This is a genomic window from Streptomyces sp. NPDC001828 (genome assembly GCF_042892175.1).
In the GTDB taxonomy this organism is placed as follows: domain Bacteria; phylum Actinomycetota; class Actinomycetes; order Streptomycetales; family Streptomycetaceae; genus Streptomyces.
Map to the genome: position 1 here is coordinate 200650 of NZ_JBIATV010000015.1, position 12028 is coordinate 212677.

The following is a 12028-nucleotide window of genomic DNA, read 5'->3' on the forward strand; positions in this document are numbered from 1 at the left end:
CCGGGCGGGCTCCGGGTGCCTCACCAGCGCACCGGCAGGTGGCGTACGCCCCTGATGAGCATGCCCGGCAGCCACTCCAACTGGGCTGCCTCGACGTCCAGTTGAAGGTCCGGGGCGCGCTCCAGGAGGGTGCGGACGGCGATGCGGCCCTCCATGCGGGCGAGCGGGGCGCCCAGGCAGAAGTGGATGCCGTGGCCGAAGGCGAGGTGGCCCTGTGGGGCGCGCCGGATGTCGAAGCGGTCGGGGTCCTGGTGCCGCAGCGGGTCCCGGCCGGCCGAGGCGAGGGCGACGAGGACGGGCGCGCCGGCCGGGATGAGCGCGTCGCCGATCCGGACGGGCTCGCGGGCGAAGCGGTAGGTGGACGTCTCGACCGGGCCCTCGTAGCGCAGCATCTCCTCGATGGCGCCGTCGATCAGTCCGTCGAAGTCGGCGCGCAGAGCGGCCAGTTGGTCCGGGTGGCCCAGCAGGGCGCGTACGCCGTTGGAGATGAGGTTGACGGTCGTCTCGTGGCCCGCGACGAGCAACAGGAAGGCCATGCCGATGAGTTCGTCCTGGGAGAGCTGGTCGCCGCCCTCGTCCCGGGTGCGGATCAGGGCGCTCAGCAGGTCGTCGGCGGGCGCGGCGCGGCGCTTGCCCTCGATCAGCCCGGCCAGGTACACGCCGATCTTGCCGACGGCCTCGGCGCCCTCGTCGCCCGAGAGGGGCGCGACGGCCTGGTTGGACAGCACGCGGAAGGCTTCGCGGTCGAGGTCGGGCACGCCGATGAGTTCGCTGATGACGGTCATCGGCAGGGGGAAGGCGAGCGAGTCGACCAGGTCGGCCGTGCGGCTCGGGGCGGCCAGCATGGTGTCGAGGAGCCGGTCGGTGATCTCCTGGACGCGCGGGCGGAGCGCCTCGATGCGGCGCGGGGTGAACTCCCGCGCGACCAGTTTGCGCAGCCGGGTGTGCTGCGGCGGGTCGGTCTCCAGCATGTTGGAGCTGGCGGGCAGCTCTTCGTAGCCGGTCTCGGCCAGCGGCCGCCAGTCCTTGGCGAGGCGGGGGTCGGCGAGTGCGGCGCGGGCCTCCTCGTGGCCGACGACCAGCCAGACCTCGTCGCCCGTCGGCGTGCGCACCAGATGGGCCGGGCCCGCGGCGCTCAGCTTGGCGTACGTCGGATAGGGGTCGGCGTTGAATTCCTCGGCGTGCTCACTCAGATCGACAACCGGCATGGTCCCGCCCTCCGTTCGGATGCCGTTCAGCCTACGTCGCCGTCCGGGCCGTCCAGCAGCCCGGCGTCGTGCACCAACAGGGCGATCTGCACACGGTTGTTGAGGCCGAGCTTGGCCAGGACGCGCGAGACATGGGTCTTCACCGTGGGCACGCTCAGATGGAGACGGGCGGAGATCTCGGCGTTGGAGTGGCCGCGGCCGACGGCGACGGCGACCTCGCGTTCGCGGTCGGCGAGCAGCGCGACGCGCTCGCGGGCGCGGGCCGCCCGGTCGCCGGGCGCGGCCGCGCCGCCGGACACCTGGGTCATCAACTGCCGCATGACGGCCGGGGAGAGGACCGGGTCACCGAGTGCGACGCGGCGTACGGCGGCGACGATCTCGGCGGGCGGGGTGTCCTTGAGGACGAAGCCGGCGGCTCCGGCGCGCAGCGCGCGCAGGACCTGTTCGTCGGCGTGGAAGGTGGTCAGGACGATCACCTCGGGCGCGTCGGGGCGGGCGCGCAGGGTCTCGGTGGCGGTGAGGCCGTCGACGCGCGGCATGCGGATGTCCATGAGCACGACGTCCGGGCGCAGCTCCAGGGCGAGTTGGCCGACGCCGTGGCCGTCGGCCGCCTCACCGACGATCTCGATGTCCTCGGCGCCGCCGAGCATGAAGGTGAGGCCCGCGCGGACCAGGGGGTCGTCGTCGACGATCAGCAGGCGGATGGTCATGAGGGCCACGGTAGCCAGGCCACCACCGCGAAGGAGCCGTCGGACCCGCGCCCGTGGTCGAGCCGGCCGCCGGCCAGGGTGGCGCGTTCGGTGAGGCCGATGAGCCCCTGCCCCGATCCGGGGACCTCGGGGACCGGGCCGGGCGGCGGCGGGTTGCGGACCTCGACGGTGAGCCCGTCGCCGGGGCGGCCGGTGACGGTGACGGTGACCTCGGCGCCGGGCGCGTGCTTGCGCGCGTTGGTGAGGGCCTCCTGCGCGATGCGGTAGGCGTTGCGCCCGGTGGCGGCGGGCACCCCGGACGCGTCCGGGATCCGGCTGTCCAGGGCGACCTTCATCCCGGCCTCGCGGGACTCGGCGACGAGCGCGTCGAGGGTGGCGAGCGTGGGCTGCGGCCGGTCCTCGGCGCCCTCGCCGGGACTGCGCAGCACGCCGATGATCTGCCGCAGGTCCTGGAGCGCCTCGTGCGCGCTGTCCCGGATGACCCCGGCGGCGCGGGCGACCTGGGCGGGCGGCGCGTCGGGCCGGAATTCGAGGGCGCCGGCGTGCACCGAGAGCAGGGTGAGCCGGTGGGCGAGCACGTCGTGCATCTCGCGTGCGATGGCCTCGCGGGCGAGCCGCTGCGCGTTCTCGGCCCGCAGCGCCGCCTCGGCCTCGGCGCGGACGGCCCGCTCGCGCAGCGCGACCACGAGCTGGCGCCGGGAGCGTACGAGCATGCCCCAGCCGGTGGCGAGCAGGATGAGCACGGTGCCCGCGACGGCGTTGGCGAGCAGGCTGGTGGTCGGGTCGGGGCGGAGTACGGGCTGCAGGACCGAGCTGACCACGGCGACGCCGCCCACCGCGAGCACGACCGGCTTGAACGGCCGGTGCACGGCGAGGCTGAACAGGGCGACCAGGAACGCCCCCGAGGCGACCGGTGCGACCAGCGACACCACGGCGAGCGCGAGCGCGAGCCCGGCGGGCCGGCGGCGCCGCAGCCACACCGCGCAACAGGCCGCAGCGCCCACCACCTGGTCGAGGACCATCACGGTGTCGGAGTAGCCGGGGCTCTTGCCGAGGGTGTCGGCCGTGACCATGCCGATCAGGGCGGCGGCGACGAAGGCGCAGAGGTCGACGGCCCAGTCCCGTACGGTGCGCCGGGGCCGGGCCCGGTCGCCGGGCAGCTCGGGGTCGGCCACCGCCGAGGGCAGCAGCCAGCGGTACTCGGGTCCGGCTCGTGTCATGTCGACAAAGTTACGCAGCCCGGCGGCCCGGCGGCGCTCCGCGGGCGTGGGTCGCTACCAAAGTCGCGGGGCCGAAGACTTTGGACGCGGACGCGGTGTGCCGAAGACCGACGCGCCGGCGCGGCCGGTTCGAGCAGGCTCGGGGCATGAGGAAATTCCTGGAGGTCGCCGGATTCCTGCTCCTCGTCCAGGGGGTCGGCGGTCTGGTGCACGAGTGGACCGGGTGGTTCAGCCTGTGGACGGTGGTGCACCGGCCCGACGCGCTGGCGGGCCACGAGGTGTTCGCGAGCATCGTGCTCGCGGTGGCGGGCGTGGCGGTGCTCATCGCGTCGGAGCGGGGTGCGAAGAAGTAGCCGACCGCGCGACCGGCCGCCGGCCCGGGCTCCCCAGCTGGTGCCGGGGGTCGGCCCACGGCCCCGGCGTCCCACCTGGTGCCGGGGGGTCACACCACGGACCGGCGTCCCCAGCTGGTGCCCGCGAGGACCAGGACCGCGCCCAACAGGCCGAGCACGCCCAGGCGTTCACCGCCGAGCGCGATGCCGGCGGCCGCCGCCCACAGCGGTTCGGTGCCGAGCAGCAGGCTGACGCGGGACGGGGAGGTGCGGCGGACCGCCCACATCTGCACGAAGAACGCGCACAGGGTGCAGAACACCGAAAGGAAGAGCAGGCCGCTCCACTCGCGGACGCCGAAGCCCGCGGCCACCGTCCAGGGCGCGGGACCCGCGCCGGGAAGCGCGGCCAGGACCGCGAACACCGCGACGGCGCCGCCCAGTTGGACGGTGGTCAGGGACAGCGGGTCGGCGTCCCGGACCGCCTTGACGCGGGCCATGCACAGGACGTGCGCGGTACGGGCGAGCGCGGCGAGCAGCATCAGGAGGTCACCGGCCGAGGGCGCGGTGAAGCCGCCGCCCTGGGTCAGCAGGACCACGCCCGCCACCGAGAGCGCCGCCGCCGCGAGGAAGGCCCGGGGCGGCCGGACCCCGGTGACGGCGGCCTCGGCGAGCGGGGTGAAGATCATCGTGAGACTGATGATGAGCCCCGCGTTGGTGGCCGAGGTGTGGACGACCCCGTACGTCTCCAGGAGGAAGATCCCGCTGAGGACGAGGCCGAGCAGTCCCGCGCCGCGCCACTGGGCGGCGGTCAGCGAGCGCAGGCCGCGCAGGCCGGCGGCCACCAGGACCGGCACGACGAGGCCGAAGCGCAGGACAAGGACGGCGGTCACGGTGCGGGTGGTGGTGATGTCCTTGGCGGCGAGGTAGCTGGCGCCCCAGACGACGGCCACCAGGAGGACCGGCAGGTCGGTGAGCCAGGCGCGGCGCGGGGCGAGGCCCGCGGAGGGTACGGCGATCGACGACACGGCCCGGTCTCCAGACGGCGTGGGGTGTGGAGACGGCGGCGGCTCGCACGGGGAACGATCACCGTACCCGTCCGTGACCGGCCCGGGAAGAGCCTCCCGTCCGCCGGGCGGGCGTCACGCGTCGAGGTCGTAACTCCCGTACTGGGGGCGGCCGGTGGGGCGGTAGCTGTTGACGCAGACGCCGGTGGAGGTGGTGCGGGTGCCGGTGAGCGCGAAGGAGGTCGGCGCCGCGCCGTCCGCGAACAGCCGGCGCCCCTCGCCGAGCACGACCGGGTAGGTCCACAGGCGGTACTCGTCGATGAGCCCGTGCGCCATCAGGAACTGGGCGAGGGTGCCGCTGCCGTGCACCTGGATCTCGCCGCCCGGCCGGTCCTTGAGCACCCGGAGCTCCGCGACGATGTCGGCGTCGACGCCCCCGATGACGGTGGTGTGCTGCCACTGGGGGTTCTTGAGGGTGTTGGAGACGACGTACTTGGGGAGCCCGTTGAGCGGGCCCGCGACGGGGTGGGCCGGGTCGGTGACGCGTGGCCAGTAGGCCGCGAAGATGTCGTACGTGCGCCGGCCGAGCAGGAAGGCATCGGCGCCGGCGAACCACTCGGTGACGTAGCGGCCCGCCTCCTCGTCGTCGAACGGAACCTGCCAGCCGCCCTGCGCGAAGCCGCCGCCGGGGTCCTCCTCGGGACCTCCCGGGGCCTGGACGACGCCGTCGAGCGTGATGAAGGTGGTGAAGGTGAGCTGCATGGACCGAGCCTTCCCGAGGGCCGCCCCGGAGCGGTCGTGACGCGCCGGTCGGCGGGGCCGAGACCATCGGCACGCCGGGAAACGGTGGCCATCGCGGGCACGGGCCTCGGTGTCCGATGCCCGCCAGCGCGGGGCTCACCCGAAGGCTTTCCTTGAAACCGCAACGACCACGCGGCACACCAAGCGAAGGACAGGCAATGACGTCACTCACCTCACTCAGCCCGCTCGACGGGAAGAAGGCCCTGGTCACGGGCGGCAGCCGGGGCATAGGGGCGGCGATCGCCCTGCGGCTCGCGGAGGAGGGCGCGGACGTGGCCGTCACATACGTCCAGGGCGAGGAGGCGGCCCGTGAGGTGGTCGCGAAGATCGAGGCGATGGGCCGGCGCGGGTTCGCGCTGCGCGCGGACCTGGGGCGGGCGGCGGAGGCGACGGCCTCGGTCGGGCGCGCCGCCGAGGCCCTGGGCGGCCTCGACGTCCTGGTCAACAACGCGGGCGTGGGGGTGCTCGCCCCGCTCGGCCGGCTGAGCCCGGACGACATCGACCGGGTCCTCGACGTGAACGTGCGCGGCGTGTTCCTCACCGCCCGGGCCGCGGCGGACCGGCTGCCGCGCGGGGGCCGGATCATCACGATCGGCTCCTGCATGGCCGAGCGGGTCCCCGGCCCCGGCGGCACGCTGTACGGCACGAGCAAGGCGGCGCTGATCGGCCTCACGAAGGGGCTGGCGCGGGAGCTCGGGGCGCGCGGCATCAACGCGACGCTGGTCCACCCCGGCCCGATCGACACCGACATGAACCCGTCGGACGGGCCCACCGCCCCCGCCCAGAGCGCGCTGACCTCCCTCGGCCGCTACGGAACGCCCGCAGAGGTCGCGTCGGTGGTGGCGTTCCTGGCCGGCCCGGACGCGTCCTACGTCACCGGCACCGCCCTGTCCCCCGACGGGGGTTACGCGGCCTAGAACGGCGCGGCGCCCTTCCGGCGACGGCAGTGCCGGAGCATCCAGGAAAGGAGGGGGTACGGGAGAACAACGGCGCGAGACACCCCGGTGCTGTCGGGTCGGGGTGTCTCGCGCCGGCGGGCGGGTGTCGTGCCGCCCTGCTCAAGGGGAACCGGGGGCCGAACTGCCCCCGGTTCAGGGGGAATCGGGGTGTTCATCCCCCGACTCCAGGGCTCAGCCGCCCAGTTCCTGGTGGCGGGCGGTCAGCCGGGAGGTGCCCTCCGGCGTCAGGGAGCCGAAGAGGCGCAGCCGCGAGATGCCGCCGTCGGGGAAGATGTCGATCCGGACGTGCGTGCCCACGGCCGGCGCGTCCAGGAGGAAGCGGTGGTTGGTGTCGGGCTGCAGGCGCGTGCGCGGCAGCACCTCGACCCACTCCCCCGACTCGCCGTCGCGGACCGAAAGCGCCGCCCAGCCGGCCGAGTTGCCCTTGAGGTACGCCGTGTCGATCTCGACCGCACGCACCTCGGACTGGGCCGCGAGCCGGTAGCGGATCCAGTCGTTGCCCTTGTCGCGGCGGCGCCGGGTCTCCCAGCCGTCGTCCATCTTGCGGGAGCGGCCCGGCTGGATGGTGTTGGTGGCGGGCGAGTAGAAGCGGTCGGACGCGTCCTCGACCTGGCCGCCGTTCTCCAGGGCCGCGAGGTCGAGCGTGCCGAGCGCGGCCAGCCAGCGCGGGTCGGGGGCGACCTCGCCGTAGACGCGCAGCCGGGCCACGCCGCCGTCGGGGTGCTGGTTGAGCCGCAGGTGGGTGAAGCGCTGCTCCACGTCCACCGCGAAGCCGTTGGCCGCGTGTCCGCCAACTGCCGTACGGGGTACGAGAGTTGTCCACTTCACGTCCGGGGCGAGCAGCTCCTCGGGAGAGGGGGAGCCCGGCACCGAGGCGGCCTCGACGGAGACGGCCTGCGGGTAGTTGCCGCGGAAGTGGGCGGTGTCGACGACGATGCCGCGCACCACGCCGGGCGCGCCCAGGCGGATGAGCGCCCAGTCGTGGTCCTCGTCGGTGGGGTGCGGCTCGGCGGCCGAGACGCCACGGCGGCGCCGGGTCTCCCAGCCGTCCATGATCTTGCCCTTGTGCCCGAAGTGCTCGGGGTCGAACTCGGCGGCCTCGGGCTTGAGCAGGTTCTCGCGCTCGGCGAAGAACTCGTCGTTCGCGGCGATCACACCCGCGCCCAGGCGCCGGTCGGCGAGGTCGACGTACTGGGTGAAGGAGAAGTCCGCGCTGCGGTAGTCCGCGTACGGGTCGCCGCCGCCGAAGGGGCTGGCGTCACCGGTGAAGGAGGGAAGGGTGCTCACGGTGTCAGTTGTTCCTTTCGAGCAGGCGGCCGGTGGGCTCGGCGATGACGCCGTGGTGCTGGATGCGCTCTCCGCGCAGCCACGTCGACTTGACGACGCCGTGCAGCGTCTTGCCCGCGTAGGCGGTGACGCGGTTGCGGTGCTGGAGTTCGGCCGGGTCCACGGTGAAGGTCTCGTCCGGGGCGAGCACCGCGAAGTCGGCGTCGCGGCCGGCCTCGATGGCGCCCTTCTGGGTCAGCCCGACGAGGTTCGCGGTGGCGGTGGACATCCAGCGGACCACGTCCTCCAGGCCGTACCCGCGCTTGCGGGCCTCGGTCCAGATGGCGGGGAGGCTGAGCTGGAGGCCCGAGATGCCGCCCCAGGCGGTGGCGAAGTCGTCGGTCTTGAGGTCGGCGGTGGACGGCGAGTGGTCGGTGACGATGCAGTCGATGGTGCCGTCGGCCAGCGCGTCCCACAGCAGGTCGCGGTTGGCGTCCTCGCGGATCGGCGGGCAGCACTTGAACTCGCTCGCTCCGTCCGGGACTTCCTCGGCGGTCAGGGTGAGGTAGTGCGGGCAGGTCTCGACGGTGAGCCTGACGCCCTCGCGCTTGGCGGCGGCGATCAGCGGCAGCGCGTCCGAGGACGACAGGTGCAGCACGTGCACCCGGGCGCCGATCCGCTTGGCCGCGTCGATCAGGCCCTCGATCGCGGTGTTCTCCGAGACGCGCGGCCGGGTCGCCAGGTAGTCGGCGTACTTGGGTCCGGTCAGGTGCGGGGCGGCGTCGAGCTCGTGCGGGTCCTCGGCGTGGATGATCATCAGGCCGTCGAACCCGGCGATCTCGGCGAGCGACTGCGCGAGCTGCTCCTGGTCCAGCTCGGGGAACTCCTCGACGCCGGACGGCGACAGGAACGCCTTGAAGCCGAAGACCCCGGCCTCGTGCAGGGGCCCCAGGTCCTTGACGTTGTCGGGCAGCGCGCCGCCCCAGAAGCCGGTGTCGATGTGCGCCTTGCTCGCGGCGACCTCCTGCTTGACCCGCAGGTTCTCGACCGTGGTGGTCGGCGGCAGCGAGTTGAGCGGCATGTCGACGATGGTGGTGATGCCGCCGGCGGCGGCCGCGCGGGTGGCCGTCCAGAAGCCCTCCCACTCGGTGCGGCCCGGGTCGTTCACATGGACGTGGGTGTCGACGATGCCGGGCAGCAGCACGTCGTCACCGAAGTCCTCCAGGCGCGCGCCGGCCGGCACCTCGGCCTCGTACGGCAGTACGTCCGCGATCTTCCCGTCGGCGACGGCGACCGTCGCCGGGCGCGTCCCCTCGGGGGTGATGACGCGCGTCGAGCGCAGTACCAGGTTGACGTCGGACACCCGAGCCCTCACTTCCCAGCGGAATCTTGTCCGTGCACCGGATCTTTTCCGTACACCGGAATTCAACGATCTGTTGAAGGAGTTTGCGCGCTCGCCGACGAAGCCGTCAAGGGTGGCCGACGCGTGACGGCCGACACGGACGCGAGTCTTGGAGGTTTCCACAGAATGGAATTAGAATTTCGCCAAGCAGAATGTAGTTATCACCTGGGGGCGCCGCCGGTGAACGGACAAACCCGCTCTGACCGGCAGGGACACCTGACCTGTCCAGGGTAGGACGGACAACCGCCCGATAGTCTGCTCCTTCGCCTGCCAGCACCGAAAGGAACGCGCCGTGCCGACGTCAAGCGCCAGCACCACCGACGCCTCCAAGCCCTCCGCCGCCAGCGGAGGAGTCCAGTCTCTTGAGCGCGCCTTCGATCTCCTCGAGCGGATGGCCGACGCCGGGGGCGAGGTCGGCCTCAGCGAGCTCTCCGCGAGCAGCGGCCTTCCCCTTCCGACCATCCACCGGCTGATGCGCACCCTCGTCGCCTGCGGTTACGTGCGCCAGCAGGCCAACCGGCGCTACGCCCTCGGCCCGCGCCTGATCCGGCTGGGCGAGTCGGCGTCCCGGCTGCTCGGCACCTGGGCGCGGCCGTATCTCACGCGTCTCGTCGAGGAGACCGGCGAGACCGCGAACATGGCGCTGCTCGACGGCGACGAGATCGTGTACGTGGCGCAGGTGCCGTCCAAGCACTCCATGCGGATGTTCACCGAGGTCGGCCGGCGGGTCCTTCCGCACTCCACGGGCGTGGGCAAGGCGCTGCTCGCGCACACCCCGCCGGAGGAGGTGCGCGCGCTGCTCGCCCGTACCGGCATGCCGGCCGCGACGGAGAAGACGATCACCACGGCGGACGGCTTCCTCGACGCCCTGGAGCAGGTGCGGCGCGCCGGGTACGCGGTCGACGACAACGAGCAGGAGATAGGAGTGCGCTGCCTCGCGGTGTCGGTGCCCAACTCCCCCACCGCTGCGGCCATTTCGATCTCGGGGCCGGCCGGCCGGGTCACCGAGTCGGCCACCGACCGGATCGTCCCGATCCTCCAGGGCATCGCCCAGGAGCTCTCCACGGCGCTGGCCAACACGGGCGCCCAGGCCTGAATCGGGCGCGGGCCCGGTCGCGCGAAGACCCCGGCGGTGTACGGCACCGCCGGGGTCTCGCGCGTCCGGGCCCGGGTTCAGCCCGCGACCTCCCGCGCCGGGCTCAGGCGTCCGTCGGCCATGGTCACCACGGCGTCCATCCGCTCCAGGTGGGCGCGGTCGTGGGTGACCAGGACGGTGGCCGTGCCGCGCTCGCGGGTGAGGCTGAGCAGCAGGTCGAGCACGGCGGCGCCGCGCTCGTGGTCGAGGGCGCTGGTGGGCTCGTCGACGAGCAGCACGGCGGGCTCGTTCATCAGGGCGCGGGCGATGTTGATCCGCTGGCGCTGACCGCCGGAGAGCTGGTGCGGGCGCCGGTGGGCCTGGTCGGCGAGCCCGACGGCGGCCAGGAGCTCCAGGGCCCGGGCCCGCACCTCGCGCGGCCTGCGTCCCGTGAGGTGGGCCATCACCTGGAGCTGCTCGGCGGCCGTGAGCGAGGGCAGCAGATTGGGCTGCTGGAACACGATGCCGACGGACCCCCGGCGCAGCGCCGCCTTCTGGGCCCGGCCGAATCCCGCCGTGTCGGTCCCCGCCACGACGACGCGACCGCTGTCCGGGGTCACCAGGGTCGCGGCGACCGCGAGCAGGCTGGACTTGCCGGAGCCGGACGGGCCGACGCAGGCCGTCACGGTCCCGGCCGCGACCGCGAGGGACACCGCGTCAAGGGCGGTGAGGCGTCCCTCGCCGTCGGGGTAGGTGAGGGTGACGCCGTCGAGGAGCAGGGCGGGGGCCGAGGCCCCGGCCGGATGCGGAACCTGGTCCGAGGCCCGGGCCGGGTTCGGGACCGGCGCCGGGGTCGCCATCGAGTCGCGGTTCGGGGTGGGGTTCGTACGAGGGGTCATCGGGCACTCCCGAGCGCGGTCAGCGGGTCGACGGCGGTGATGCGCCGGATGGACAGGGCGGCGCCGGTCACGCCGAGCACGATCAGGACGGCGGCCGGCCCGAGCGTGGTCGCCGGGTCGAGCACGAAGGGCACGGCGCCGCCGACGAGCACCCCGGCGAGCGAGGCGAGCCCGGTGCCGGCGAGGGTGCCGATCGTCAGCATCACGACGGCCTGGCCGAGCGCGTCCTTGAGGAGGTAGGGCGTCGAGGCGCCGAGCGCCTTCAGTACGGCGATGTCGCCGCTGCGCTGGATCGTCCACACGGTGAAGAACGCGCCGACGACCAGCGCCGAGATGACGAACAGGAAGCCGCGCATCAGCTGGAGCGAGCCGTTCTCGGCCTGATAGGAGGGCAGTGCCGCGAGCGCGTCGGAGAGCGTCAGGCTCTTGGTGGCGAACTCCTTGTCGAGCGCCCCGAGGTCCGCGCCGCCGGTGAGCGAGAGCGCGACGACCGTGGCGGGCGCGTCCTCGGCGAGCGCGGTCCAGACGACCGGGGTGTGACTGTAGGAGTCCGCGCCCGCCACCGCCGAGACCGTCAGCGGACGGCCGCCGAGCGTCAGGCGGTCGCCCGCCTTCGCGTCGAGGTCGTCGGCCGCGCCCCGGGAGAGCACGACGGATCCGGCGCGCACCTCGGCCGGGGCCAGGTCCGAGCCGGGCGGGACCGCGAAGGAGGAGACCGCGGCGGTGCGCTCGCCGGCCTTGGCGTTCAGCGTGGAGATGCCGAGCGGCTGGGCCTCGCGCACCCCCGGAGCCTGCCGCCACTTGCGCCAAGTCCCGTTCTGCACAACGGAGTTGGTGAAGGACGCCGACTGCCCCGAGGGCGGCGCCGCGAAGGCGAGCCGGTCGGCGGGCAGGGCGCTGACGGCCGAGGTGTTGTCCCTGGCCAGCCCGGCGGTGAGCCCGGAAAGCAGCCCCACCAGCAGGGTGATGAGCACCACGACCGTACCCATCAGTGCGAACCGGCCCTTGGCGAACCGGAGATCTCTCCATGCGACGAACATGGGCTCAAGCCTGGCCACCGGGGCCCGTCGGCACATCGCGCCGGAGCATGCTCCCGGGTATCGAAGGATGCATCCGCACATCAAACTTTCGGTTGACCGGGGCTGCCCGCCG

At 73.5% G+C, this 12028-nt stretch carries 12 protein-coding genes; 3 read left to right on the forward strand and 9 right to left on the reverse strand.

From position 1 onward, the window contains the following. Window positions 1–20 precede the first annotated feature (20 nt). From ACFYZA_RS33735 to ACFYZA_RS33745, 3 genes are read right to left on the reverse strand one after another with little or no spacing between them, the layout of a single operon-like run. Window positions 21–1208, reverse strand: a complete 1188-nt coding sequence (locus tag ACFYZA_RS33735; RefSeq protein ID WP_388494427.1) for a cytochrome P450 — start codon at window positions 1206–1208, stop codon at window positions 21–23. A gap of 26 nt (window positions 1209–1234) precedes the next feature. Further along, entirely contained in the window at window positions 1235–1918 is a 684-nt protein-coding gene (locus ACFYZA_RS33740) for a response regulator (RefSeq protein WP_388494428.1), read from the reverse strand. Then, a complete protein-coding gene (locus ACFYZA_RS33745) occupies window positions 1915–3138 on the reverse strand; it encodes a sensor histidine kinase (RefSeq protein WP_382589974.1) in 1224 nt (407 codons plus the stop codon). Before ACFYZA_RS33745 ends, ACFYZA_RS33740 begins: the two co-directional genes overlap by 4 nt. A 146-nt stretch (window positions 3139–3284) precedes the next feature. On the opposite strand from ACFYZA_RS33745, the gene ACFYZA_RS33750 reads away from it, so the two are divergent. Beyond that, window positions 3285–3491, forward strand: a complete 207-nt coding sequence (locus ACFYZA_RS33750) for a hypothetical protein (protein WP_382589977.1) — start codon at window positions 3285–3287, stop codon at window positions 3489–3491. An 89-nt stretch (window positions 3492–3580) separates the two neighbouring features. On the opposite strand, the gene ACFYZA_RS33755 is transcribed toward ACFYZA_RS33750, so the two are convergent. Together ACFYZA_RS33755 and ACFYZA_RS33760 are read right to left on the reverse strand one after the other, a co-directional pair. Further along, window positions 3581–4495 (reverse strand): DMT family transporter, encoded by a 915-nt coding sequence (locus ACFYZA_RS33755; protein ID WP_388494429.1) that lies wholly within the window; start codon window positions 4493–4495, stop codon window positions 3581–3583. Window positions 4496–4609: 114 nt separating this feature from the next. Beyond that, window positions 4610–5236 (reverse strand): dihydrofolate reductase family protein, encoded by a 627-nt coding sequence (locus ACFYZA_RS33760; RefSeq protein WP_382589983.1) that lies wholly within the window; start codon window positions 5234–5236, stop codon window positions 4610–4612. Between the two features lie 197 nt (window positions 5237–5433). Between ACFYZA_RS33760 and ACFYZA_RS33765 the strand changes: the two genes are divergently transcribed. Beyond that, on the forward strand, window positions 5434–6192 hold the full coding sequence (locus ACFYZA_RS33765; protein ID WP_388494430.1) for an SDR family NAD(P)-dependent oxidoreductase: 759 nt from the start codon (window positions 5434–5436) through the stop codon (window positions 6190–6192). A 213-nt stretch (window positions 6193–6405) separates the two neighbouring features. Here the strand turns inward: ACFYZA_RS33765 and alc are convergent, their stop codons facing one another. Continuing rightward, window positions 6406–7521, reverse strand: coding sequence for an allantoicase (gene alc, locus ACFYZA_RS33770; RefSeq protein ID WP_382589989.1), 1116 nt, complete (start codon window positions 7519–7521; stop codon window positions 6406–6408). A 4-nt stretch (window positions 7522–7525) separates the two neighbouring features. Further along, window positions 7526–8863: an allantoinase AllB gene (gene allB, locus ACFYZA_RS33775; RefSeq protein WP_382589992.1), complete on the reverse strand. Its 1338-nt coding sequence runs from the start codon at window positions 8861–8863 to the stop codon at window positions 7526–7528. A 331-nt stretch (window positions 8864–9194) separates the two neighbouring features. On the opposite strand from allB, the gene ACFYZA_RS33780 reads away from it, so the two are divergent. Further along, complete coding sequence (locus ACFYZA_RS33780) at window positions 9195–9998, forward strand: IclR family transcriptional regulator (RefSeq protein WP_382589995.1); 804 nt, start codon at window positions 9195–9197, stop codon at window positions 9996–9998. Window positions 9999–10075: 77 nt separating this feature from the next. Here the strand turns inward: ACFYZA_RS33780 and ACFYZA_RS33785 are convergent, their stop codons facing one another. Both ACFYZA_RS33785 and ACFYZA_RS33790 read right to left on the reverse strand, forming a co-directional pair. Beyond that, the gene (locus ACFYZA_RS33785; protein WP_388494431.1) at window positions 10076–10876 is read right to left on the reverse strand and encodes an ABC transporter ATP-binding protein; all 801 of its coding nucleotides are present in this window, start codon (window positions 10874–10876) and stop codon (window positions 10076–10078) included. Next, window positions 10873–11916, reverse strand: coding sequence for an ABC transporter permease (locus ACFYZA_RS33790; RefSeq protein ID WP_388494432.1), 1044 nt, complete (start codon window positions 11914–11916; stop codon window positions 10873–10875). Before ACFYZA_RS33790 ends, ACFYZA_RS33785 begins: the two co-directional genes overlap by 4 nt. Window positions 11917–12028: the final 112 nt, after the last annotated feature.

Bases quoted from the DNA above. Each gene is read 5' to 3' on its own strand.
- ACFYZA_RS33735 (WP_388494427.1), bottom strand. From the start codon at position 1,208: ATGCCGGTTGTCGATCTGAGTGAGCACGCCGAGGAATTCAACGCCGAC.
- ACFYZA_RS33740 (WP_388494428.1), bottom strand. From the start codon at position 1,918: ATGACCATCCGCCTGCTGATCGTCGACGACGACCCCCTGGTCCGCGCG.
- ACFYZA_RS33745 (WP_382589974.1), bottom strand. From the start codon at position 3,138: ATGACACGAGCCGGACCCGAGTACCGCTGGCTGCTGCCCTCGGCGGTG.
- ACFYZA_RS33750 (WP_382589977.1), top strand. From the start codon at position 3,285: ATGAGGAAATTCCTGGAGGTCGCCGGATTCCTGCTCCTCGTCCAGGGG.
- ACFYZA_RS33760 (WP_382589983.1), bottom strand. From the start codon at position 5,236: ATGCAGCTCACCTTCACCACCTTCATCACGCTCGACGGCGTCGTCCAG.
- ACFYZA_RS33765 (WP_388494430.1), top strand. From the start codon at position 5,434: ATGACGTCACTCACCTCACTCAGCCCGCTCGACGGGAAGAAGGCCCTG.
- ACFYZA_RS33785 (WP_388494431.1), bottom strand. From the start codon at position 10,876: ATGACCCCTCGTACGAACCCCACCCCGAACCGCGACTCGATGGCGACC.
- ACFYZA_RS33790 (WP_388494432.1), bottom strand. From the start codon at position 11,916: ATGTTCGTCGCATGGAGAGATCTCCGGTTCGCCAAGGGCCGGTTCGCA.